Raw genomic sequence first — 22311 nt, 5'->3', positions numbered from 1 at the left:
ACCACCCGAGCCCCACGACGAGCCGCCGATGCCCAGGGTTTCGCCCCGACCGCCAGCCGCAGCCGCCGCCCCCGGAGCCGCCGCCCCGACGGCCGGCGATGAACTGAAGGACCTGACGCGGCTGATCCAGAAGGCCCGGGGCTTCCCCGAGGTGTTCGCCGCCCTGCGCAACGGCCGGGCCGCGACCATCGACGGCGCGTGGGGGTCGGCGGCGGGCCTCGTCTCCGGCGCGCTGGCGCTTCACGCGCCGACTTGCCTGGTGGTCGTGCTGGCGCACGTCGGCGACGTGGACGACTTCCGCGACGACATCGCCGTCTTCTCCGGCCTCAAGCCCGAGGTGCTGCCGGCGTGGGACAAGCTCCCGCGCGAGCAGGACGCGCGCGACGAGATCTTCGGCGCCCGGATGCGCGTCGTCGGCCGGCTCGCCGGCGGGCTGCCGCCGAAGGTCGTCGTCACGTCCATCCAGGCCCTCTTGCAGCCGGTGCCGAAGCCCGAGGTCCTGCGCCGGATGTCGCGCCAGATCCGCGTCGGCGACGTGACGGCGGTGGACGAGCTGGCGTCGTGGCTGATGGATCGCGGCATGCAGCGGGTGGAGGTCGTGGAAGTCCCCGGCGAGTTCAGCCTCCGCGGCGGCATCCTCGACGTCTTCCCGACCGACTCCGCCGACCCCGTCCGCATCGAGTTCTTCGGCGACGACGTCGAGTCGATCCGCCCCTTCGACGCCGAGACCCAGCGCTCGCTGGACCGCTGGGACGACGTGACGATCGCCGTCCCCCCCGCCTTCGACCCCGACCACCTGGACGACTTCGGCCCGGCCACCGACGCCTTCCCCGAGGGGACCTGGGCCGTCCTCGTCGAGCAGCAGGATCTCCGCGAGGAAGGCAAGCACTACCTCTCCCGCGTCGAGGACCCCCGCGGGCTCTACTCCGTCGAGAGCACGTTCCAGCGGCTGGTGCGACGGCCGACCATCGCCCTCTCGGCGCTGGCGGCCGATTCGCTGGAGGCGACGTGCCATCTGCGGATCGAGAGCGTCGAGCGGTTCTCGGGCGAGCTGTCGAAGGTGAAGGCCGAGCTTGAGTCGGCCGCCGGGGGGGACCGGGTCGTCATCGCCTGCCACAACGCGGGCGAGGCCGAGCGGCTCCGCGAGGTCTTCGCCGACTCCGACATCGCCCGCGACGGCCGCCTCGTCACCAGCGTCGGCCGCATCCGCGCCGGGTTCCACCTGACCGAGGGGGAGGTCGACACCCTCGTCATCGCCGACCACGAGCTGTTCGCCCGGGCCGACGTCCGCCGCTCCACCTCGCGGCGTCGCTACGAGACCCGCGCGATCGACAGCTTCCTGGATCTGAACGAGGGCGACCTGGTCGTCCACATCAACCACGGCATCGCCCGGTATCTCGGCCTGCAGTTCGTCGACAAGGCGGGCGACCACGCCGAGGAGACGCTGCTGCTGGAGTTCGCCGAGGGGACCCGGCTTTTCGTCCCCATCGCCAAGATCGACCTGGTTCAGAAGTACGTCGGCGGGGGGAAGATCGCGCCGCCGCTGTCCAAGATCGGCTCCTCCGCGTGGGACAAGCGGAAGAAGCGCGTCGAGGACGCCGTCGTCGACCTGGCGCAGGAACTCCTGGACATCCAGGCCGATCGCGCCAGCCAGCCCGGCTTCGCCTACCCCGCCGAGGACTCACGCTGGATGGCCGAGTTCGAGGCCGCCTTCCCGTTCGACGAGACCCCCGACCAGCTCGCCGCGATCGACGCGATCAAGGACGACATGTCCCAGACGCGGCCGATGGACCGGCTGATCTGCGGCGACGTCGGCTACGGCAAGACCGAGGTCGCCATCCGCGCGGCGTTCAAGGCGGTCGACGCCGGCAAGCAGGTGGGGGTGCTCGTGCCGACGACGATCCTCTCGGAGCAGCACCACCGCAGCTTCTCCGCGCGGATGGGGGAGTTCCCGTTCGTCATCGAGGTCGTCAACCGCTTCCGGCCCAAGTCCGAGATCCGCGAGACCCTCAAGCGCGCCGCCGAGGGGAAGGTCGACGTCCTCATCGGCACGCATCGAATCTTGCAGAAGGACGTGGCGTTCAAGGATCTGGGCCTGATCGTCGTGGACGAGGAGCAGCGGTTCGGCGTCGAGGACAAGGAGTGGCTCAAGACCCTGCGCTCCACCGTGGACGTGCTGACCCTATCCGCCACGCCCATCCCGCGCACGCTGCACATGAGCCTGCTGGGCATCCGCGACATCTCCAACCTGGAGACGCCCCCCTCGGACCGGAAGGCGATCGAGACGCGCATCCTCCGGTTCGACCCCGACACGATCCGGCGCGCCATCAACCGCGAGCTGAACCGCGACGGCCAGGTCTACTTCGTCCACAACCGGATCCACGACATCGAGCAGGTCGTCGCGAAGCTGCGATCCATCGTCCCGGACGCGCGCATCGACTACGCGCACGGCCAGATGACCGGCGAGCGGCTCGAGAAGACCATGCTCCGGTTCATCAAGCGCGAATTCGACGTGCTGGTCGCCACGACGATCATCGAGAGCGGCCTGGACATCCCCAACGCCAACACCATCTTCATCAACGAGGCCGACAAGTACGGCCTGGCCGACCTGCACCAGCTCCGGGGAAGGGTCGGCCGGTTCAAGCACCGCGCGTACGCGTATCTCATGCTGGAATCCGACCGATCGGTCACGCCCAACGCCGTGAAGCGGCTGAAGGCGATCGAGGAATTCACCTCGCTGGGCGCCGGCTTCAAGATCGCCCTGCGCGACCTGGAGATCCGGGGCGCGGGGAACATCCTGGGCGCCGAGCAGTCCGGCCACATCGAGAGCGTGGGCTACGAGCTGTATTGCTCGCTGCTGGAATCGGCCGTGCGCAAGGCCACCCGCCAGCCCGACAAGCCGCTGTTCGACTGCTCCGTCGAGCTGAAATGGCGCGCGTACCTGCCGCGCGACTACGTCCCGGCGCCCCGGCTGAAGCTGGAGCTGTACCGCCGCCTGGCCCGGCTGCGGACGCTCGACCACCTGGCCGATTTCCGCAAGGAGCTGAACGACCGCTTCGGCGCGCCGCCGAGGCCCGCCGAGAACCTGCTCGCCGAGGCCGAGATCCGCATCCTCGCCGGCCACTGGAAGCTGGACCGGATCCACGTGGAGGCGGAATACGCGGTCCTGACCTACCGCGACGCCAGGAAGATCGAGACCCTAGCCCGTCGCCACAAGGGCCGCGTCCGCGTCGTCGACGCGAAGAAAGCCTACATCCCCCTCGGCGACGACCCGATCACCACCCCGGAGATCGTCGCCGTGCTGCGGGAGCTGCTGGCGGCGAAGCGCTGAGGGGGGGTGGGGCGGTGCGTCCCCCTTGGGCCGGGCCCCGCCGGCCTTCGGGCGGTTACCCCGCCGGGCGCGCGGCCCGCTGGGCCTTGATCTCCTCGGCGGCCGATTCGAGGCCCTTCCGCAGCGCGTCGAGCTGGGCGGGCTCCAGCACGCCCTGCGATTCGAACAGCTTGATGAAGGCGTCGATCTCGTTCGGCTCGAGGGGATAGCCGATGTTGCCGAAGTCGGCGTCGGCCGTGCCCAGGGCCTTGCCGTCGGCGTCGAGGACGACGTACCAGGGGATGCCGCCATCGACCTTGCGATAGCGCCCGATCACGTCCCGGCCGTGGGCCATGCGATCGATGTCGACCTTCCGCACGATGAAGTCGTCGGCCAGGGCCTTCGCGACCTCCGGGCGGGCGAGGTAGCGCTCCAGGCGATGACACCAGCCGCACCAGGGGGCGCCGAAGGTGAGGAGCACGCGCTTGTGCTCCGACGAGGCCCCCGCAAGGGCGTCGGCCACGACGGCCTCGGCGTCCCTGGGCGGCACTCTCCACCTCTCCAGGAACGCCTTCACCTTGGCCGGGTCGTGATGGTTTCCCTCCTCCAGCACGTCGGTCCGCTGGCCGACCAGGAGCATGCCGTCGGCGTCCAGGACGGCGAGGAACGGATAGCCGACGTTCCCCTGGCCCTCGGACGCCATCTTGAGGTAGCCGTCGGCGTTCGGGGCCTCGGTGTCGATCATCACGAGTTCATATTCGTTATAGAGCAACCCCCGGATGTCGTCGTCTTCCTGGAAGAGCGCGTGCAGCTTGTGGCACCACCCGCACCAGTCGCCGCCGAACATCAGGAGGACGCGCTTGTCGCCCTCCTTCGCGCGGGCCTGGGCCGCCGCGACTTGCGCGCGGGCGTCCGCCTTGGCGTCGTAGATCGACTCCCGCGCGGGCTTCTTCCCCTCCTGGGCGGCGACGATGGTGGTCGTCATCGACATCAACAACGCCGCGGCCACGGTCGGAATCGCGAGACGCATGGTGCTCCCTCCGCTCCCGGCGGCGCGACTCCCTGGTTCCCGCCCAGGGGAGGCCGCCACGTCCTACAAACGTAACAGCGGCCGCCTCGGGATCGAAGGGAAATCCGTGGATCGTTGTGAGGATCCGGGCGGCGCGGGCACTATGAGGCTGGAGACGAGGCGGCGACGGGTGGAGGACGACGGAGGATGACGACCCCGGCGAGGCGGACGGCGGCCGGGCCGCTGAAGGCCCTGATGACACTGGGAGCGTTCGGCGAGGCGCCCGACGCCCGGCTGCTCGACGTCTACCGATCCGGCCGGCTCGGCGCGGACGAGGCGTTCCGCGTGATGGTGGAGCGCCACGGGCCGATGGTCCTGGCGGTCTGCCGCGGCGTCGCGGCCGACCGGGCCGAGGCTGACGACGCGTTCCAGGCGACCTTCCTGATCCTGGCCCGTCGAGCCGGGGCGATCCGCCGGGCCGACTCGCTGGGGCCGTGGCTGCACGGCGTCGCGCTGCGGGTGGCCCGCAGGGCGCGGAGTCGCGCCCGGGCGCGGTCGGCGCGGCTGCGGCTCGTCCCGCCCGAGGCCCTGGCGCGCGCCGTCGCGCCTCCTGACCGCTCGGACCTGATCCATGCCGAGATCGACCGGCTCCCCGACCGCGAACGCCGGCCGCTGATCCTGTGCGCCCTGGAAGGGTTCAGCTACGAGCAGGCCGCGCGGACGCTGGGAATCTCCGAACCGACGCTCCGCGGCCGACTCCACCGGGCGAGGAAGCGCCTGGAATCGCGGCTGAGGGCCGAGGGGGTCGAGGCCCCGCGCCCGCTGGCCCCGCCGGTCCCGCCGGCCGCCCTGTTGGAAATCGCGATCGGGCGCGCGACCGCCGCGTCGCCCGTCCCCCCCTCGATCTCGTCACTCGCGAAAGGAGCGTTGGTCGTTATGTCGATGTCGTCGTGGAAGCCCGCCGTGCTGTCGTCGCTGGCGACCCTGGGCATCGTCGGGGCCGTCGCTCTGGCCCAGCAGCCGGGCCCCGGCGCGGAGCGGGGTGGGGGAGGGCCGCCGCCGGCCCAGGTCGAGGCGCCGAAGGCCGAGCCCCCCGCCCGACCTAACCCGCCGACGGAGGAGGAGTTGGAGGTCGGGAACGCGCGCATCCGCGCCGTGCTGGCGGCCCCCTGTCCGTTCGAATTCGCGGACGATCCCGACGACAACATCGGGCTGGAGGACTTGCTGAGGCGCATCCGGGAGGCCACAGCCACGGCCGACGAGCCGGGCATCCCTGTCCATATCAACCCCGATGGCCTGTCGATCGCGGACGGGCACATGGCCTCATCCGCCCGGTTCCGGCCGAAGGATCGGCCGCTGGGCGAGGCCCTGGGGGATTACCTCGCGCCGCTCGGCCTGGGCTACGCGGTGGACCGGGGCTTCCTGATGATCGACTCGCACGCGAGCGCGGCCGACCGCCGGATCGACGCGGTGGAGCGGAAGCTCGACGCCCTCATCAAGAAGTTGGAGTCGGCCCCGATCTTCTTCGAGGAGGCCAGGCCTGAAATCCGATTGCGCGAGCGTTGAGACCGGAAAGGGCGGCGGGGGTGACGCGCCGCCCCAGTCCGCGTCACCTGAGGTCGAAGTCGGCGTGGAGGACGTTGCCGGCGGAGAGGTCGATCTCGACCTCGGTGTTCCGGTTGAAGCGGGCGGGGATCTCCTCCTGGACCTCGGTCAGCGCGCCCTTGGAGTCCAGCATGCGCTGGAGGTCCTCGGCGCCGATGCTGCTGAACTCGACCTGGTATCGGGCGGGAGTGATGCCGAACTCCGCCGGGACCTCGTAGCGGCCGTCCTTGACGTAGCTGCCGTAGGCCTTGGGCAGGTCGGGATCCATCGAGATGAACCGGACGAGCCCCTTGGTCATCGGCTTGCCGTCGATCGACACCGTGCCGGATAGCGGCATGGTGGGGTCGATCCAGCTGGTGGTGGCGTAGTCGTGCACCAGATAAACCAGCCCCAGCAGCGTGGTCAGGAAGAGTCCTCTCCTGAATCGCGAGGCGTTCATGATGGTTCCTTCAATTCCGTCGAGCGTTTCCGGGCCAGGTCCCCGGCGCGGTCGGGCGACCGTGGGGGGGACGAACGGGCGGGGAGGTAGAGCGGGGGAGGACGTCCGGGCCGGTCGGCGTGGGAGGATGCCGGGCGCGGCGGGACGGTCGGTCGTGTCGGCAGGATTCGTCGCCGTCACGCGAACACAACCATTATATCGGCTGTCGGGGCCCGAGGCCAGCGGTAAATCCACCGCCATCCGCCCCGGCGGTCAATCCGGCACGCTGGTGAGGCGGTAGCTCTCGGACGGGACGCCGTGGCGGGGGCCCAGGACCTCGCGCGAGCGCCTCAGGAGCCAGTGGCCGCAGGGGACGAGCAGCGGCCGGACGAGCAGGGCGTCGACCGTGATGCCGACCACCAAGGCGAAGCCCAGTTGCCGGAGCGAGCCCAGCGGGCTGAACAGGAACGAGGCGAAGCTGCACGCGGTGATGGCCGCGGCCGAGGTGATCAGGCCGCCGGTCAGGCCGACGGCCCGGATGATCCCGCCGCGGAAGCCGTGCCCGGCGATCTCCTCCTGGAGCCGCGTCATCAGGAAGACGTTGTAGTCCACCCCCACCGCCACCAGGAGCACGAACAGGAAGTACGGGACCTTCCAGTCCAGCCCCTCCGCCCCCAGCGCCGTGACGAAGACCAGGTGCGTCGCCCCCAGCGCGAAGACGTAGGTCAGGACCATCGTCGCGACCAGGTTGAAGCAGGCCAGGGGGTCGCGCAGGGCGATCATCAGCACCAGGAAGACGCCGATGGGGACGATGAACCAGCTCTGGACCTGGTCGTCGCGGGTGAGCCGGCGGATGTCCGCCGACTCGGCGTTGGCGCCGGCGACCTTGGCGACGACCGTCATCCCCTGGTACTCGCCCAGGTAGTCGTCCAGCCTGCGCCTGATGGTGTCCACCTGGTTCATGGCCGCGTCGGAGAAGACGCGATCGACCAGGGTCACGTCGATCCGCGCCTGGCGGCCGTCCTCGGTGATGTAGGCGTCGAAGCTCTTGAGCAGCTCCGGGTTCTCGCGGACGGTCTCGGGCGTGACGAGCAGGCGGTCGAGCGCCCGAGCGCCCAGCGGGTCGGAGAGGATGGCGCTGACCTCGCGATGGGCCCGCGCGGCGCCCTCGGCGATCTGCCCCGCGCCCTCGGCGGCGCGGGTCAGCTCGCGCAGGAGGGTCCGCGTCGGCTTCTCGGGGGGGGCGGGCGGGGCCTCCGGGGCGGGCTCGGCGGGGGCGGGCCCCGGCGCTTCGGCCGGCTCGGGCCTCGGCGACCGGAGGCCTCGGGCGAGGCCGACGGCGGCGTCGAACAGCCCCGCGCCCTTCTCCCCCACGCGACGCCGCGCGCGCTCCTGGGCCCCCTGGATGAGCGTCTGGTTGAACGCCGAGGCCAGCGCGGGGGCGTCCCACGTCGTCGGCATCCCCTGGGTCCAGAGGACGGCGGCCGAGGCCGTGCGGAGCCCTCGCGCGAACGGGTCGGCCTCGGCCGGCTTCGCCTCCGGGCCTGGCTCGGGTTCCGGCTTCGCCTCCGCTCCCGGCGCCGGCTCGGGGTCCGTCCCCGGGGCGGCGGGGTCGGTGGGCTTCGGGGCGGGGCCCCCGGTGAGGTTCAGGCCCAGCTTCTCCTCCAGCCAGAGCGCCGCGCGGAGCTTGGCCGCGCCGGCGATGAGCCCTTTCTCCAGCCCTTCGCCCCCCTCGGCGATCTGCTTGAAGCCGTCGTTGACCTCCCCCAGGCGCGACGCCAGCCGCGCGCGGTTCAGGGGGGCGGGGCTCCCAAGCGGCTGGGTGGCGGAGCGCACCTCGCGGTTGCTGCGCTGGTGAGCCAGCAGCCGGCTGACGTCGTCGATCAGGGCCAGGCCCCGCGAGCTTCGCAGGTCGACGTCCGAGGTCGTCAGCACCACGGTCAGCGGGGCGGTCGTTCCGGGGTCGAACTTCGACAGCAGCAGGCGGAGGTTCTCGGCCGATTCCGCCCGCGGCGGCATCTCGCTGATCATGTCCATCACGAACCGGGTCTGGGACCCGAGCGCCGCCAGCGGGATCATCGCGATCAGCGTCAGCGCCCAGCTCCGCAGCGGCCGGGCCATCACCTTGCGGCCCAGGTTCTCCCAGAAGCCCCCGGAACGCCCGCCGAACGCCTCGAAGCACGACGGCCGCGCCTTGGCCAGCAGGACCAGCAGGGCGGGGGCGAGGGTCAGCGTGGCGATCAGCGAGATCGCCAGCCCCAGCGCCACGCTCGGCCCGGTCGTGGAGAACAGCCGGAAGCTGGTGGTCCCCATCAGCAGCAGGCCGACCACGATCGTCCCGGCGCTGGTGACCAGGGGGACGAACGACCGCGCGAGGGTCATGCGCATCACGCCGGCCGGGTTCCGCGGATTGAAGTGCTCCGCGAACCGCCACGACAGGAACAGGCAGAAGTCGGTCCCCGTGCCGAACAGCAGCGCGACCAGAAACAACTCCACCAGGGGGGAGATCTCCCAGCCCACCCCGTACAGCCAGGCCAGCACGCCCCGCGAGATCACCAGGCTGATGCCGATGGTGGTCAGCGGGACCAGGGCCAGCCAGAACGAGCGGTAGACCCAGAGCAGGACGATCAGCAGGAGGATGACCGTGACCACCGCGGCGCGGTCGAGAGACACCTGCACCAGGCGCATGTAGTCGCGGCCGATGACCGAGTCGCCCGTCCAGAGCACCTGGAGCCCCGCGACGCCCGGCGCGGACGCCGCGACCTCCTCGGCCCGCTCGCGGAGCCAGTCGACGGCCTCGTGCGCGGTGGGGGCGACGTTGGGGGAATCCAGCGGCGCCACGACCAGTTGCGTCGTTCCGTCCTCGCTGACCAGGCGGGCGGCGATCTCGGGCTGCGAGCCCGGCCCCAGGACGCGGAGGATGGTCGCCGGCCGGTCGCGGTCGCCGAACCGCCTCGCCAGCGCCGCGGCGAACTCGCCGTCGGCCGGGGTCAGGCCGCCGGGGCGGTGCAGGGCGGCGACGGCCGTCGATTCATACGCCTGGTCGGGCCAGCAGAGGCGGACAAGCTCCGCGGCGCGGCGGCTCTCGGCCTCGGCCCCCAGCAGCTTCGACTGCCCCTCGGCCGCCAGCCGCGTCAGATTCGGTGCCCCGAGCCCCACGCCGACCGCCAGCGCCAGCCACGCCGCCACGACCCATGCCGGGCGTCGGCTGGAGACGGTCCTGATCGATTCCAACAGGGGCATCGCACCCGGACTCCTGGGGACCGCTTCGTTCCGCCCTCGGCCGACGCGATTCATCCGTTGAAAAATGCGCGCCGAACGCTCCCGGCCTTCCCTGCCGGCGTCGCGTCGTTCATGAGGATCCCGGCGTCGGGATCGGCACGGACGCCCTCGATTCGTTCTGTTCTACCCATACTGTAAGGTCGGGGCCAGCCCCGCGACAACGGTAATCCCCGACGCCGACCGCCGCCGCGCCGCGTCATGGCGCGTCGGGCTCCGGCCCGGCCGCCCCTCCCGGATCATTCCGTTGCCGGCGGGCGATGCGAGTTGCAGAAGTCGATCCGGTCCCCCAGGCTGGGGTGCGACGCCCGGAAGACCCGATACACCCAGCCGGGGCGGGGGTTGCTCAGGTTCGCCTCCTGGAGCTTCACGAACGCCGACGCCCCCGAGCGGTTCATCCGCGTCAGCTCGATCGCGAACCGATCCGCCTCGTGCTCCTGATGCCGACTGTAAGCCATCGCCACCGGCATCAGGAAGAGCGCGCCGATCTGGAGCAACATCAGGAAGAGCGGGACCGACGCCGCGTCCTTCAGCTCGTCGAACTCGAACCGACCCCGGAACCGCGCGATCAGCCCCCCGGCCGTCCGATGCACGAAGTAGAGCCCGGCCAGCGTCACGACGAACGACAGGAGGATCGACCGGACGACGTGCCCCAGGACGTAGTGGCCCATCTCGTGGGCCATGACGAACAGCACCTCGCGCTCGTCCAGCCGTTCCAGCAGCGTGTCCCACAGGACGATCCGCTTGCTCCCGAGGAAGCCGGTGACGTAGGCGTTCACGGCCTTGGTGTCGATGCTCTTGTCGACCTCGAAGACCCGGCTCCCCTCGATCCCCGCGCGATCGGCCAGCTCCAGGATCGAGCGCTCCAGCGCCTCGTCCTTCATCGGGCCGAAGTCGTTGAAGAGCGGGTCGACCCAGATGGGCTTGAGGAACGCCCCGGCCAGCAGGAACGGGATCGACCCCAGCGCCATGTACAACCACCATCGCCTCGGCGCGCGGCGGAGCAGGGCGTACAGCCCCCCCGCGATCAGCACGCCGACGACGGCGTCGACGCCCAGCGCCTTGACGTGGTCGCCGGCCCACTTGCCGAGCGTCTGATTCGACAGCCCATAGGCGTGGAGCCGGACGAACCCCTGGTAAAAGTTGATGGGAAGCGAGACCAGCGCCGTGAGCAGCAGGTAGAGCGGGACATAGACGGCGACCGTCGCGGGCCACCCCCACCGGACTCGCGCCGCGAAATCCCGCAGCCTCGCCGAGGCCCCCGAGAACAGGATCACCGTCGGCAGCGCGATCGCCCAAACTCGGTTGAACGCCCAGAGCCACATCCCGGAGCGGTAGAACGCCATCGCCTTTTCGGAAGGCTCCGGCACCGCCACCGGCGTCGACTCGTCGACGACCACGACCGGCGGCTCGCCGCCCCGAGCCGCCCCCGCCGCCAGGACCAACGCGCACGCCACCAGCAGTCTCGCCATGCCACCCCCCCGGTGTTCGTCGCGGCTCCGCTCCGAGGCCGGTTGTAGCACGCGGGGCCGCGACGGAACAGGGGGGGAGCGCCTCTCGGGGTGCCGGGGCGGTCAGGCCGCGCGGAGGCCCCGGACGACGGGCCATGACATCAGCAGGCCGATGGCGAGCATCAGGTACGCGCCGGGCTCCGGCACCGCCCCGGCCTCGGTGATGAAGGCCTGGCCGAAAGCCTGCCCGAGCCCCTGGCCGCCATAGTCGACGACGAAGGTCGCGGCCCCCGTGGCGACGTCGACCGAGTACACCGAAGTCCCCGCGACGGCGTAGAGGACGTTGTTGCTGGCGTTCGCCAGCCCGAAGACCTCCGAGACGCCGAACGGCCCCACGGCGGTCCCCCCGACGGGCGGGCCGAGCGCCACGTTGATCAGCTGGTTCGTCGTGCTCGCCAGGTAGAGCTGGCCGTTGTGGAACGCCAGGTCGCCCGCGGACGCGAAGCCTCCCACGTCGCCGATGCTCGTGGCGGCCCCCGTCGACACGTCCACGGTGTAGAGGTTGTCGCCCGCGTTCCCCATCGCGTAGGCGACGCCCGTGCTCGAGAACACCAGCGCGTTCGAATCGCCCGTGCCGAGCGACCCGATCAACGTGGCGGCCCCGGTCGTCTTGCTGACGCTGTAGAACCCGGTGAAGCTGACGCCGAACAGGTTGCCGTCCGGATCGAAGCCGATGTCCGTCAGCACGACCCCGGCGTTGCCCACCAGCTCGACATCGCCCGTGGCGACGTCGACCTTCCCGATATTGCCGCCGCTGTCGTTGACCCAGAGGATGGGAGCGGCCTGGACGCTCCCGGTCAGGAGCGCGACGACGACCACCATCGAACATCGAATGCGCATGCGACCATGCCTCATGACCGAGGAAACAGGCCCCCAGGGCCGCGCCCTCGGCACGTCGCCGAGGCACCCCAAGGGGAACACCTCGCGATGATCCACAAATGAAACGATAATGTCTACAAAAATCCACGCACAAAAATTATCGTTTCCAACATCGCATTATCCATGAGTGAAACCCGGCAACAGCATGCCACCGATCCATACATGGATTTCGCGTCATCCCCCGGGGGCGCGTCCATGTCCGGGTTCCTGGGGACGAGCCATCCTCCGCCCGCCACGGGCCGCGAGGCCAGCTCGCGCGAGGGGAGACGGGTCGCGGGGCTCCTTCGCCGACGATCGGTGAAGGCCCCGCGACCATATTCCCGACGGCTCGGCCGGCGAGCCGCGTCTTCTCACTCCCCGCCCGCGCCTTCGCCCTTCAGGTACGACAGCAGGTCGGCGAACTCCTGGCGGGAGATGGTCTCCTCCAGGCCCTGGGGCATGAGCGACTGCTTGCTGGCGGAGACCTCGTCGATGTCGCTCCGCAGGACGACGTCCTCCTTGCCGAGCGACTGGCGGAGGGTGATCGACGAGTCGGTCTCGGAGGCGATCAGGCCGGTGAGGACGCGGCCGTCGAGGGTGGCGACGGTGTAGGCGGTGAAGCCCGGCGTGATCTCGTGGTCGGGCGCGAGGATGTGCAGGAGGATCGCCTCCTTGGACTGGTTGCGGATGTCGAACAGGTCGGGTCCGACGGCCACCCCTTCCTGGTCCAGTCGGTGGCACTGGGCGCACTCGCGGAGGAACACGGCGCGGCCCTTCGACGGGTCCGGCGTCATCGCGACGACGTCCTTGTGGGCGTCGTACACCTTCGCGCGGTCGCCGGCGACGGGGCCGAACAGCTCGGCGGCGCGACGTCGGATCGTCTCGTCGGCGTTCTGGGCCAGCTGGCGACGATGCAAGGCGTCGACCGCGCCGACGGGGACGCGGCCGTCGGCCAGCGCGTCGAGCACGCCCGGGATGTGCGCCCCCTGCGACAGCAGGACCGACATGACCTCGTCGCGGATCGTGGGCGTGTACCGGCCGAACCGATCCGAGCCCAGCAGGGCCGCCGCCACCCGGGGATCGCGCTGGATCCCCAACGCCCGGACGGCCGCCGCCTGGAGCGCCGGCGGGCTCTCCGAGCCGACGAATTCCAGGAGCGTATCACCTCCGCGATCGAAACCGGCGAAGCCCAGGAAGCCGATCGCCGCGCGCCTCTCGTCCAGCGAGGCCGAGGCGTCGGCCGCGAGGCCCGCCGTGTCCTTGACGACCGAGTCGACGGCGGCGGCCAACGCGGGGTCGTCCCCGGCCAGCGCCCGGAGCGAGTCGTCCCCGTCGTCCGCCTTCAGCCTGCCGCGGACCGATTCGGCGAGCCCCGTCAGCAGCGCCGCCTGATCGCGCGGGGCGAACGCGCGGCCGTCGCGGGGGGTGACGACGCGGCCCGTCAGCGCCGGCCACTCGTCGCGCGGTGCCGACTGCGACGCCATCCGGCCCAGTTCCACCAGCAGCTCCGGCGAGAACGAACGCCCGCCGTCGGCGAGGCCCCGGAGCGCCTCCAGGAGCGGGATTTCCCGGTCGCGTAGCGAGCTGAATACCGCCGCGCGCGCCCAGCGGTCGGCGCCATCGCGGGCGGCGATACTCGCCAGCGCCGCGACGACCCGGTCGACCGGCGCGTCGGGGGCGTCGCCCAGCGTGATGGCGGCCTGGAAACGCACGCGCGGGTCGTCGTCGTCGGCCCTCGCGAGAACCGCTTCGATCAGCGACGGGTCGGACTTGAGTCGGTCGCCGATCAGCCGAAGCGCGATCTCCCGCGCGCCGGCCGACGGATGCGCCGACGCCCGCCGCAGCATCTCGGCGTCGAGGCCGTCGAGCGCGTCGAGCAGCCCCAGCGCGGCGGCGATGGCGTAGCCGGGGCTGTCGGCGTCGCCGAGGATCGCGGCCAGCGGCCCGGCCGCGGCGGCGTCGCGACGCTCCAGCAGCAGCCGATGCGCCGCGTCGCGCCGCCAGGCGTTGGGGTCCGCGAGCATCCGGCAAAGGTCGGCCGTCGTGCTCTCGCGGAGGTCGACCCGGCGGAGCTTCCGGGCGTCGTCGGGCGACAGGTCGTCGCGGACGGCGCGCCAGATCCGGCCCATCGTCTTGCCGCCTTCGAAGTCGGTGCGCTTGCGGATCTCCTCGGGGAGGTAGTCGGGGTGCTCGATCGTCTTGCGGTACATGTCGCAGATGTAGAGCGCGCCCTCGGGGCCCTGGCCGAGGAAGACGGGGCGGAACCAGTCGTCGGTGCTGGCGAGGAACTCGACCCCCTCCCGCGCGGCCCGGGCGGCGAAGGTCGCCCCGGCCTGTTCGAGCCGGTCGAAGTGGACGAGGTTGCCGGTCGGGTCGCACGAGAACGCGCCGCCGCGGTACTCGTCCGGCAGGCCGTCGCCGCGGAAGACGGTCACGGCGCAGGCGGCGGTGAACGTCCCGGCGTGCGAGTCGGCCGTGGTGACGTTCCGGCTGATCGGGAAGATCCGCGCCGCCGAGCCGTGGCCCCGCAGCGGCTCCGGCGTCATGTCGGCCGGGCAGTTGTGGACCGTCTCGGAGAAGGCGAGCCGGGGGTTGCGCCTGAGGCTCGACGAGGAGATGACGACGTGTTGCACCTGCACGCGGTTGTAGCAGATGAACCGCCGCCCGAAGTCGTCGAACGTCTGCCCGAACTGGGCGCCGCCGTCGGCCGCCTCGAACGCGGTCCGATCGGGGCGGAACCGGAAGTCGGTCCGGCCCAGGGTCACGGCGGGATGGTCGGGGCGGTCGGGCGCCGTCACGGAGCCCCCGGTCAGCCCGCTGGTGAGGTAGATCCAGCCGTCGATGGAGAGGACGGGGTGGCTGACCCGCAACTGGGTGCTCCCCTTGGTCGAGAATCCGGTGAACAGGACCTCGCGCACGTCGGCCTTGCCGTCGCCGTCGGTGTCCTTGAGCCAGAGGACGTCCGGCGAGCAGGTGACGATCACGCCGCCGTCCCAGGGGAGGACGCCGTTGGGGTAGGTGAGCCCCTCGGCGAATTCGACGCGATGGTCCATGCGGCCGTCGCCGTCGCGGTCATCCAGCAGGGCGATCCGGCCGATCGGCGGCTGGCCCTCGCCGGGGCCGGTCGGGTAGCCGCGATCCTCGGCCACGAACATCCGCCCCCGCTCGTCGAACGCGCACGCCACGGGGCTGACGACCAGCGGCTCGGCCGCCACCAGCTCGACCCGGACGCCCGGCGCGACCCGGAAGGACTTCGCCGCGGCCTCCGGCGCGAGCGGGCCGGTCGGCGCCTCGTCCGCTCCCGCCGGCTCCCCTCCGCGAGCCGAAGGATGCGCGCCGAGGGCCGCGCCCAGCGAAACCAGAAGCCCGAGAGCAACCTCAATGCCCCATCGCATCGAAAGCATGGCGTCGTCGTCTCCCTGCAGGTCGTTCGACTCGTTCGACCACGCCGGAAGCCCGATCCCGGGCCGAGGCGCTCTCGCGCCGAAAGGTCGGGGATGATCGGGGACCGGGCGCGGACGCCCCCATCATAAACCCGCCGGATCGACGACGCGATCGGGTCACGCCCCGGGCACCGCGAGCGCGGCTGTCGACCTGAGCGTCGACCGGCGAGCGGGGCGCCCTCGTGGGGACCCGGCCGGTTCGCGTAGGCACCCCTCGGAAGCGCGAAACCTCGCGACCCCGACCCACCGATTTCGAGAGCCGCCCTCGCTCCTCGCTCGCGACATGGTCTCGCCCCCCCCACGCGGGCCGTCTCCAACGCGGCCATCGCCGCGAAGGCGACCCGGGCGGAGTTCGACCACGTCGCCACCCTCCCAGAGGCCTTTCCCCCGCTCGACCGCACGACATCGCCAGGCGGACGCCTTATTCCCGTCGAACAACGACGCATTTCAAATATTATGAACCCAAACCGTTGACACATTCACGCCGAACGGTTCTGCTTACTTTTGGGCACCGGCCCCTAACTTCGCTCGCCCCCCGGATCGTGACACAGCGAGAACTTTCCATGTCAGACCAGCCTAGCTTCCCGACGCCGCCCGACGTCCAGGATGAAGCGACGCCCGGGCGGTTCATCGTCACGTTCGAAGAGGATGCCATCACGGCCGGGATGGCCTCCCTGAAGAAGGCGGCCGGCATCGGCAAGCTCCCGAGCGCCGCCGATTTCGAGGCGTCCGCGATCGAGATCGACCAGCTCGACGAGGCGGGGGGGATGGTCTTCCCGTCCCTCGGGATCGCCGTGGTCACCGCCGAGGAAGCGGATGCCGTCGCGGGGCTCGCTCAAATCTCGGGCGGCGGCGCGATCCTTGCGGTCGAACCCGAGCGCCTCTTCTACGCGATCGACGACAACGGGCTGCCCCTCAACTATCTGCGGGGCTATCGGGACGCGGTCAACCACCTTTACGAGATCGCCGCCGGGGGCGAGGGGGTGCCGCCCGAAGGGGAGGCGCTGGCCTCCTTCCTCGACGACAGCCAGTCGACCTGGGGCCTGAAGGCGACGCGGGTCGACGGCTCCCGATTCACCGGCCGGGGGATCCGGGTGGCGGTCCTCGACACGGGGCTCGACCTGAAGCATCCGGACTTCATAGGCCGCGCGATCACCTCCCGGTCCTTCATCTCCGGCGAGGCCGTCCAGGACAAGAACGGCCATGGCACCCACTGCGTCGGGACCGCTTGCGGCCGGAACGACGTCAACGGTCGGCGGTACGGCTGCGCCTCCGAGGCCGCGATCTTCGTGGGGAAGGTCCTCGGCAACGGCGGCTCGGGGCCGACGGCCGGGATCCTCGCGGGGATGGAATGGGCGGTCAACAACAATTGCCAGGTGATCTCGATGTCCCTGGGCAACAAGGTCTCGACCCCCTCGGCCGCCTACGAGGCCGTCGGCCAGCGGGCCCTCCAGCGCGGCTGCCTGATCGTCGCGGCGGCCGGCAACCACCGGCGGACGGTCCCCAGCCCTCCCGGCGCCGTGGGGCAGCCGGCGAACAGCCCCTCGATCATGGCCGTCGCGGCCGTGGATCAGCGGTTGGGCCTGGCGTCGTTCTCTTGCATCTCGGGCGGGGCGGCCGGCGCGAGCGTCGACATCGCCGGTCCGGGGGTCGCCGTCTACTCGTCGTGGCCGATGGACACGCGGTATGAGACCCTCAACGGGACGAGCATGGCCACCCCCCACGTGGCCGGGATCGCCGCCATGTGGTCCCAGTCGCAGCGGGCGACCGGCCCCCGACTCTGGCAACTGCTGACGTCGCGCGCGTCGCGGCTCTCGCTCCCGGCGGCCGACGTGGGATCGGGCCTGGTCCGCGCCCCGCTCTGACGCCTCCGGGCCCGGCGGTCGGCGTCGGGGAAGTCTGTTCGAAGGCGATGCCTCGTCGGCCCGGCCGGATGTCCGCCGTCCGGCGGGCCACGGCCGGGAGGACCCCAGACATGAGTCGCCCCGATCGCGTCCCCGAGGGCCAGGGCGGCGGGCGCCAGCCGTCCGACCGTCGGAAATCGTCCGCGTCGAAGCCGGTCGCCCGGAAGGGGGTCCCCCGGAAGGCCGCGCCTCGAAAGCCCGCCTCGACGCCCCCCCCTGAACTGCCCGCCCCGCTCGCCCGGGCCTGGCTTTTCGTCCGGGACGGGGCCGACGCGGAGGCCGAGGCCCTGCAAAAGGTCCGGGAAGTCGTGGGATCATGCCCAGTCCTCCGCGCCGATGACGACTCCGAGGGGGCGCTGGTGGTCGATCAGGCTCCCGAGGCCGGCGTGATCGCCCTGCCACGCCTGGGCGTGCTGCTCGTGACCGCCGAGGAGGACCGCGCGCGAGCCCTGGCGATGCTCCCGGAAGGCGACCGGCCCTGGGGATCGGCCCTCCTCGACGAAGCCGGCGCCGAACCGGCGTCGGCCGCCGAGCCGGTCCCCGGGCCGCCCTCGCCCCAGGAGCCCGCCGAGCCGGCTTTCCTGGCGTACCTGAAGGGCTATCGCGACGCCGCCGACCACATGATCCGCCTTTATGGGGCCCACGCCGGCCTCGCCGACGTGGCGTCGACCATCGGGAATCCCCGTCCCTCCGCCTCCTTCCGCGACGACGAGCGCGGGACCTGGGGCCTGCGCGCCACCGGGATCCTGGGCTCGCGCTTCACCGGCCGGGGGGTGAAAGTCGCGGCGCTCGTCGACGGACTGGACGCGGCCCACCCCGACTGGCTGGGCCGCCCCATCGCCGCCCGCTCCTTCGTGGGCGGGACGCCGACGGCCGGCGGCGCCTCGGGCACGCATTATCTCGGGACGGCCCTCGGGCCCGCGCGGCCGGCGGACGGCCCCCGCTACGGGTGCGCCCCGGACGCCTTGCCGTTCGTCGCGCGGGTCCTCTCGCCGGACGGAACCGGGACCAGGCTCGCGATCGTCGCCGGGATCGAGTGGTCGGTCGCCAACGGGTGCCGAGTGATCCTGGCCCCGCTGGGCCTGGGAGGACCTTCCCCCGATCCCCTGCTGGAGGCGGCCTGCGGGCGTGCCCGGCGGCTGGGGGCCCTCGTCATCGCCGGGGCCGGCAACAACGCGCGGCGGTCGGCCGGGCACTTCGGGTTCGTCGTCGTCCCGGCCTCGTGCCCCTCGGCGGTGGGCGTCGGCTCGATCGACCCCCGGCTCCGCCTGGCCGACTTCTCCCCCCGCGGCCAGCCGGGGCAGCCCGGGGCGGTCGCCCTGGTCGCGCCCGGCGTGAGACTGCGTTCCAGCCTCCCGCGCCCGGACCTGTACGGTGAGTTCAGCGGGTCGTCGACCGCGGCCTCCTTCGTCGCCGGCGTCGCCGCCCTCTGGGCCGAGGCCCATCCCGACGCGTCGAGCGACTCGCTGCTGGATCTGCTCCGCTCCTCCGCCCGACGCCTGGACTCGCCGGCGTCCGACGTCGGGGCTGGTCTCGTCCAGGCCCCCTGAGCGGTGGCATGCCTTATGCTCGACCGATTACCATGGCTCGTCTCCAGTGAGAGCGCGAGGTCGATCCAGGAGGGCCGATCATGGCCGATGACAAGGAATCCGTCGTGGTGACGATCGCCGATTCGCACCTGACGAGGATCAAGTCCGTCGCGGATGAGCTCCGGGACGCCGGGCTGGAAGTCCGCCAGGTGCTCTCGACTTCCGGGATCATCAGCGGCAAGGCCGCCCCCACCGCCCGGCACGCCCTGGAGGCCGTTCCCGGCGTCATCGCCGTCGAACCCGATGAAGAGATGCGGGCCATCTAGAGCGGTCGCCGATCCCGCGGCCCGTCGCGCCGCCCGACGTCCCATCCTTCAACGTCGTCATCGACCTCGACGCCTCCCCGCGCGGACCCATCCCCGCCTATTGGGGGTTACTCCGGGGGTTTAGACTGGAGGCGGCCGGGGGACTCGATTCGCGATGAGCGAGTCGTCGCAACCTGGGTTCGAGAGGGCGTGAGCGATGAAGGCGGTCGTGATCAAGGGGAAGGGGGGGCCGGAGGTCCTGCGCGTCGAGGACGTGCCGAGGCCCGAGGCGCGGGGGGAAAGCGTGCTGGTCCGGGTCCACGCCGCGGCGCTGAACCGGGCGGATCTGCTGCAAGCCCGCGGCCTGTACCCCGCGCCCGCTGGGGTCCCGGCCGACATCCCCGGGCTGGAGTTCGCCGGCGTGGTGGAGGCCGTCGGGCCCGATGCCGAGGGGCAGGCGAAGGTGGGCGACCGCGTCTTCGGGATCGTCGGCGGGGGGGCCCAGGCGGAATACCTGACGACCCACCCCCGGACGCTCGCGAGGATCCCCGACGGCCTGGACTTCACCCGGGCCGCCGCCGTCCCGGAGGCTTTCATCACCGCCCACGACGCCCTCGCCACCCAGGGGAAGCTGACTCCCGGCGAGGCCGCGGTGATCCACGCGGCCGGCAGCGGCGTCGGCACGGCCGCCGTCCAGATCGCCCACGCGATGGGATGCCTCACCATCGGCACCTCGCGCACCGCCGGGAAGCTCGACCGCGCCAGGGCACTCGGCCTGGACGTCGCGATCGTCAATCCTTCCGGCGAGTTCGCCGAGGAGGTCAAGGCGCATACCGACGGGGAAGGGGCCCCGGTGATCCTGGACTTGCTGGGGGCGAAGGCGCTCGCCGAGAACCTCAAGGCCGTGGCCAGGCGGGGCCGGATCGTCGTCGTCGGCCTGCTAACCGGGGCCAAGGCCGAGTTCGACCTCAACGCGATGCTGGCCCGCCGAGCGACGATCGTCGGGACCACCCTCCGCGCCCGGCCGCTGGAGGAGAAGATCGCCGCCACCCGGCTGTTCGCCGCCTCGGTCGTCCCCTGGCTCGAGCGGGGGGTGGTCAAGCCCGTGCTGGACTCGACGTTCCCCATCGACGCCGTCGGCAAGGCCCACGAACACCTCGCCTCCAACGCCTCGTTCGGCAAGGTGGTGCTGACGCTCTGACGGGGGGGAGGGGGCGGCCCCGGGTCAGAGCCGCCCGCCGCACTGGCCGCAGAACTTGTCGTCCTCGTCGTTGAGCGCCCGGCAGCTGGGGCAGCGGACGCGCACGACCTCGACGACTCGTTCGTCGGCCGGCCGGACGGCGGGGATCTCGTCCAGCGCGTCGGCGAGCATCCCGCCTCCCATCCGCGACCAGGGCTCCATGTCGCGCCTGGCCTGCTCGGGGTTCAGCGTCAGCCCCGATCCGGCCAGGCCCCGGGCCGCGACGGTCCTCATCGCGCCGCCGGCGACGATCAACGCCATGCCGCCGAGCGCCCGCCCCACGAAGCCCGTCGCCCCATCCCGCATCGAGAAAGGGTCGTCGAACCCCGAGGCGATCACGAAGAAGTTGGAGACGAACAGCAAGACTCCCACGACGCCGACGGCCATGCCGGCGTGGTAGAGGGCCTTGCGCTCCGGGGGGACGTCGCGGGCGGTGACGGGGACGTTGGGCTTGCGGTGCTTCACGCGGGCCTCCGGGGCATGGGGTCGGTCGACCGTGGTCCTTCGCCCGAGGGGCCGCGATATTGGCCGAGGCCAGCGTTCAGCTCTTGGCGCGGGAGCGGGTCTTCTTGGGCTTCTCGGGGGCGACGCCCGACTCCCCCTCGGCGAAGTAGAGGAGGCGGCCGCAGGACTTGCAGAAGGTCAGGCCGTCGCGATTGATCAGCTCGTTGAGCATCTGGGGCGTGACGGAGGTGTAGCAGCCGAGGCAGACGCCCCCCTCGACGGCGGCCAGGGCGTCGGCGCCGAGCTGGCGGACGGTCCGCTTGTACTGCTCGCGGACGTCGGCCGGGATGTGCCCCTCGGCCGCGACGATCGCCGCCTCCAGCTCCGCGAGCTGGGCCTTCTGGCCGGCCGCCTGGTCCTCGATCGTCTTCTTGAGCGCGTCGACCTCGTCGGAGAAGGCCTTCAGCTCGGCCTCGGCGGCGGCCATCTCGGCCTTCCTGGCCTCGACCAGCTCGTAGCCCTGGAGGACCTCGTCCTCGTTCTTGCCGATCGCCGCCTGGTCGTGGGCGATCTGATTCTGGATGGCCTTGTACTCCTCGTTCTTCTTGACGAGGTTCAGCTTGACCTTCAGGTCGTCGATCTTCGCCTGCGACGTCTGGATGGCGTGCTCCCCCTTCTTCACGGAGAGCTGGGCGTCCTGGACGCCCTTGCGCAGCTTCTCCACCTCGGCGGCGCGGGCGGCGAGGGCGGCCGTCCGGGCGGCGAGCGTCCGGGGCGCGGACGCCAGGCGGTCGCGGAGCGCCTTGGCTCGCTGGTGGAGCGTGTGCAGGTCGCGGAGGGCGTCGGCGGTCGCGTTCATTCTCGAGGTCTCCTGTGCTGGGGCGGGGCTCGATCCGGCCGGGCGAAAAAAAAACCGCCGGTCGTCATGACCGGCGGTTTGAAGACCGCGTCAACCCGTGCTCTCGAGGAAGCCCTCGAGCTGCCGGCTTCGGACGGGATGCTGGAGCTTGCGGACGGCCTTGGCCTCGATCTGCCGCACCCGCTCGCGGGTGACCTTGAAGATGCGGCCGACCTCCTCCAGGGTGTAGGTGTAGCCGTCGCCCAGCCCGTAGCGGAGCTTGATGATCTCCCGCTCGCGATAGGTCAGCGTCTTGAGGACCTGGTCGATCTTGTCCTTGAGCATCTCCTGGGTCGCGGCGTTGATCGGGCTCTCGACGGCCTCGTCCTCGATGAAGTCGCCGAAGTAGCTGTCCTCGCTCTCGCCGACCGGGCGGTCCAGCGAGATCGGGTGCCGGCTGATCTTCATCACCCGCCGCGTCTCCTCGACGGAGATGTTGGCGGCCTTGGCCGTCTCCTCGATGGTCGGCTCGCGGCCCTTCTCCTGGAGCAGCTTCTTGGAGACGTTCCGCAGCTTGGACATCGTCTCGATCATGTGGACCGGGATGCGGATCGTGCG

Annotated in this window: 15 protein-coding genes; 6 read left to right on the top strand and 9 right to left on the bottom strand. The window is 71.5% G+C overall.

What is annotated here, in order from left to right; all coding sequences use genetic code 11:
• The first annotated feature begins 28 nt into the window (after nucleotides 1-28).
• Nucleotides 29-3331 carry a transcription-repair coupling factor gene (gene mfd / locus WG209_RS19865; RefSeq protein WP_337176830.1) on the top strand — a complete coding sequence of 1101 codons (3303 nt, stop codon included), beginning with the start codon at nucleotides 29-31 and terminating at the stop codon, nucleotides 3329-3331.
• 55 nt (nucleotides 3332-3386) lie between these two features.
• On the opposite strand, the gene WG209_RS19860 is transcribed toward mfd, so the two are convergent.
• Nucleotides 3387-4340 carry a thioredoxin family protein gene (locus WG209_RS19860; RefSeq protein WP_337176829.1) on the bottom strand — a complete coding sequence of 318 codons (954 nt, stop codon included), beginning with the start codon at nucleotides 4338-4340 and terminating at the stop codon, nucleotides 3387-3389.
• A 186-nt stretch (nucleotides 4341-4526) separates the two neighbouring features.
• Here WG209_RS19860 and WG209_RS19855 point away from each other — a divergent pair, with 186 nt between their 5' ends.
• On the top strand, nucleotides 4527-5885 hold the full coding sequence (locus WG209_RS19855; protein ID WP_337176828.1) for an RNA polymerase sigma factor: 1359 nt from the start codon (nucleotides 4527-4529) through the stop codon (nucleotides 5883-5885).
• Nucleotides 5886-5928: 43 nt separating this feature from the next.
• Here WG209_RS19855 and WG209_RS19850 read toward each other — a convergent pair whose 3' ends face one another.
• The 5 genes from WG209_RS19850 to WG209_RS19830 all read right to left on the bottom strand — a co-directional run bounded on the left by WG209_RS19850 (nucleotide 5929) and on the right by WG209_RS19830 (nucleotide 15394).
• Nucleotides 5929-6363, bottom strand: coding sequence for a hypothetical protein (locus WG209_RS19850; RefSeq protein WP_337176827.1), 435 nt, complete (start codon nucleotides 6361-6363; stop codon nucleotides 5929-5931).
• A gap of 252 nt (nucleotides 6364-6615) precedes the next feature.
• Nucleotides 6616-9585 (bottom strand): MMPL family transporter, encoded by a 2970-nt coding sequence (locus WG209_RS19845; protein ID WP_337176826.1) that lies wholly within the window; start codon nucleotides 9583-9585, stop codon nucleotides 6616-6618.
• A 275-nt stretch (nucleotides 9586-9860) separates the two neighbouring features.
• Nucleotides 9861-11093: a M48 family metallopeptidase gene (locus WG209_RS19840; protein WP_337176825.1), complete on the bottom strand. Its 1233-nt coding sequence runs from the start codon at nucleotides 11091-11093 to the stop codon at nucleotides 9861-9863.
• 102 nt (nucleotides 11094-11195) lie between these two features.
• Nucleotides 11196-11972, bottom strand: a complete 777-nt coding sequence (locus tag WG209_RS19835) for a hypothetical protein (RefSeq protein WP_337176824.1) — start codon at nucleotides 11970-11972, stop codon at nucleotides 11196-11198.
• 389 nt (nucleotides 11973-12361) lie between these two features.
• On the bottom strand, nucleotides 12362-15394 hold the full coding sequence (locus WG209_RS19830) for a PVC-type heme-binding CxxCH protein (RefSeq protein ID WP_337176823.1): 3033 nt from the start codon (nucleotides 15392-15394) through the stop codon (nucleotides 12362-12364).
• A 602-nt stretch (nucleotides 15395-15996) separates the two neighbouring features.
• Here WG209_RS19830 and WG209_RS19825 point away from each other — a divergent pair.
• The 4 genes from WG209_RS19825 to WG209_RS19810 all read left to right on the top strand — a co-directional run bounded on the left by WG209_RS19825 (nucleotide 15997) and on the right by WG209_RS19810 (nucleotide 20372).
• Nucleotides 15997-17298 carry a S8 family serine peptidase gene (locus WG209_RS19825; protein WP_337176822.1) on the top strand — a complete coding sequence of 434 codons (1302 nt, stop codon included), beginning with the start codon at nucleotides 15997-15999 and terminating at the stop codon, nucleotides 17296-17298.
• A 110-nt stretch (nucleotides 17299-17408) separates the two neighbouring features.
• Entirely contained in the window at nucleotides 17409-18887 is a 1479-nt protein-coding gene (locus tag WG209_RS19820) for a S8 family serine peptidase (RefSeq protein WP_337176821.1), read from the top strand.
• 80 nt (nucleotides 18888-18967) lie between these two features.
• The gene (locus tag WG209_RS19815; protein WP_337176820.1) at nucleotides 18968-19192 is read left to right on the top strand and encodes a hypothetical protein; all 225 of its coding nucleotides are present in this window, start codon (nucleotides 18968-18970) and stop codon (nucleotides 19190-19192) included.
• Between the two features lie 196 nt (nucleotides 19193-19388).
• Complete coding sequence (locus tag WG209_RS19810) at nucleotides 19389-20372, top strand: NAD(P)H-quinone oxidoreductase (RefSeq protein ID WP_337176819.1); 984 nt, start codon at nucleotides 19389-19391, stop codon at nucleotides 20370-20372.
• A gap of 24 nt (nucleotides 20373-20396) precedes the next feature.
• Here WG209_RS19810 and WG209_RS19805 read toward each other — a convergent pair whose 3' ends face one another.
• The 3 genes from WG209_RS19805 to WG209_RS19795 all read right to left on the bottom strand — a co-directional run.
• Nucleotides 20397-20876, bottom strand: coding sequence for a zinc ribbon domain-containing protein (locus WG209_RS19805; protein ID WP_337176818.1), 480 nt, complete (start codon nucleotides 20874-20876; stop codon nucleotides 20397-20399).
• Between the two features lie 76 nt (nucleotides 20877-20952).
• On the bottom strand, nucleotides 20953-21714 hold the full coding sequence (locus WG209_RS19800; protein ID WP_337176817.1) for a C4-type zinc ribbon domain-containing protein: 762 nt from the start codon (nucleotides 21712-21714) through the stop codon (nucleotides 20953-20955).
• Nucleotides 21715-21804: 90 nt separating this feature from the next.
• On the bottom strand, nucleotides 21805-22311 hold a 507-nt coding region (locus WG209_RS19795), incomplete at its 5' end, for a sigma-70 family RNA polymerase sigma factor (RefSeq protein ID WP_337176816.1).

This window comes from Paludisphaera sp. (assembly GCF_037189885.1).
In the GTDB taxonomy this organism is placed as follows: domain Bacteria; phylum Planctomycetota; class Planctomycetia; order Isosphaerales; family Isosphaeraceae; genus Paludisphaera.
This window is presented reverse-complemented; position numbering and strand designations above follow the sequence as displayed.

Coding starts and splice junctions, on each gene's coding strand:
- mfd (WP_337176830.1), top strand. CDS start 29: ATGCCCAGGGTTTCGCCCCGACCGCCAGCCGCAGCCGCCGCCCCCGGA.
- WG209_RS19860 (WP_337176829.1), bottom strand. CDS start 4,340: ATGCGTCTCGCGATTCCGACCGTGGCCGCGGCGTTGTTGATGTCGATG.
- WG209_RS19855 (WP_337176828.1), top strand. CDS start 4,527: ATGACGACCCCGGCGAGGCGGACGGCGGCCGGGCCGCTGAAGGCCCTG.
- WG209_RS19850 (WP_337176827.1), bottom strand. CDS start 6,363: ATGAACGCCTCGCGATTCAGGAGAGGACTCTTCCTGACCACGCTGCTG.
- WG209_RS19845 (WP_337176826.1), bottom strand. CDS start 9,585: ATGCCCCTGTTGGAATCGATCAGGACCGTCTCCAGCCGACGCCCGGCA.
- WG209_RS19840 (WP_337176825.1), bottom strand. CDS start 11,093: ATGGCGAGACTGCTGGTGGCGTGCGCGTTGGTCCTGGCGGCGGGGGCG.
- WG209_RS19835 (WP_337176824.1), bottom strand. CDS start 11,972: ATGCGCATTCGATGTTCGATGGTGGTCGTCGTCGCGCTCCTGACCGGG.
- WG209_RS19830 (WP_337176823.1), bottom strand. CDS start 15,394: ATGCTTTCGATGCGATGGGGCATTGAGGTTGCTCTCGGGCTTCTGGTT.
- WG209_RS19825 (WP_337176822.1), top strand. CDS start 15,997: ATGTCAGACCAGCCTAGCTTCCCGACGCCGCCCGACGTCCAGGATGAA.
- WG209_RS19820 (WP_337176821.1), top strand. CDS start 17,409: ATGAGTCGCCCCGATCGCGTCCCCGAGGGCCAGGGCGGCGGGCGCCAG.
- WG209_RS19815 (WP_337176820.1), top strand. CDS start 18,968: ATGGCCGATGACAAGGAATCCGTCGTGGTGACGATCGCCGATTCGCAC.
- WG209_RS19810 (WP_337176819.1), top strand. CDS start 19,389: ATGAAGGCGGTCGTGATCAAGGGGAAGGGGGGGCCGGAGGTCCTGCGC.
- WG209_RS19800 (WP_337176817.1), bottom strand. CDS start 21,714: ATGAACGCGACCGCCGACGCCCTCCGCGACCTGCACACGCTCCACCAG.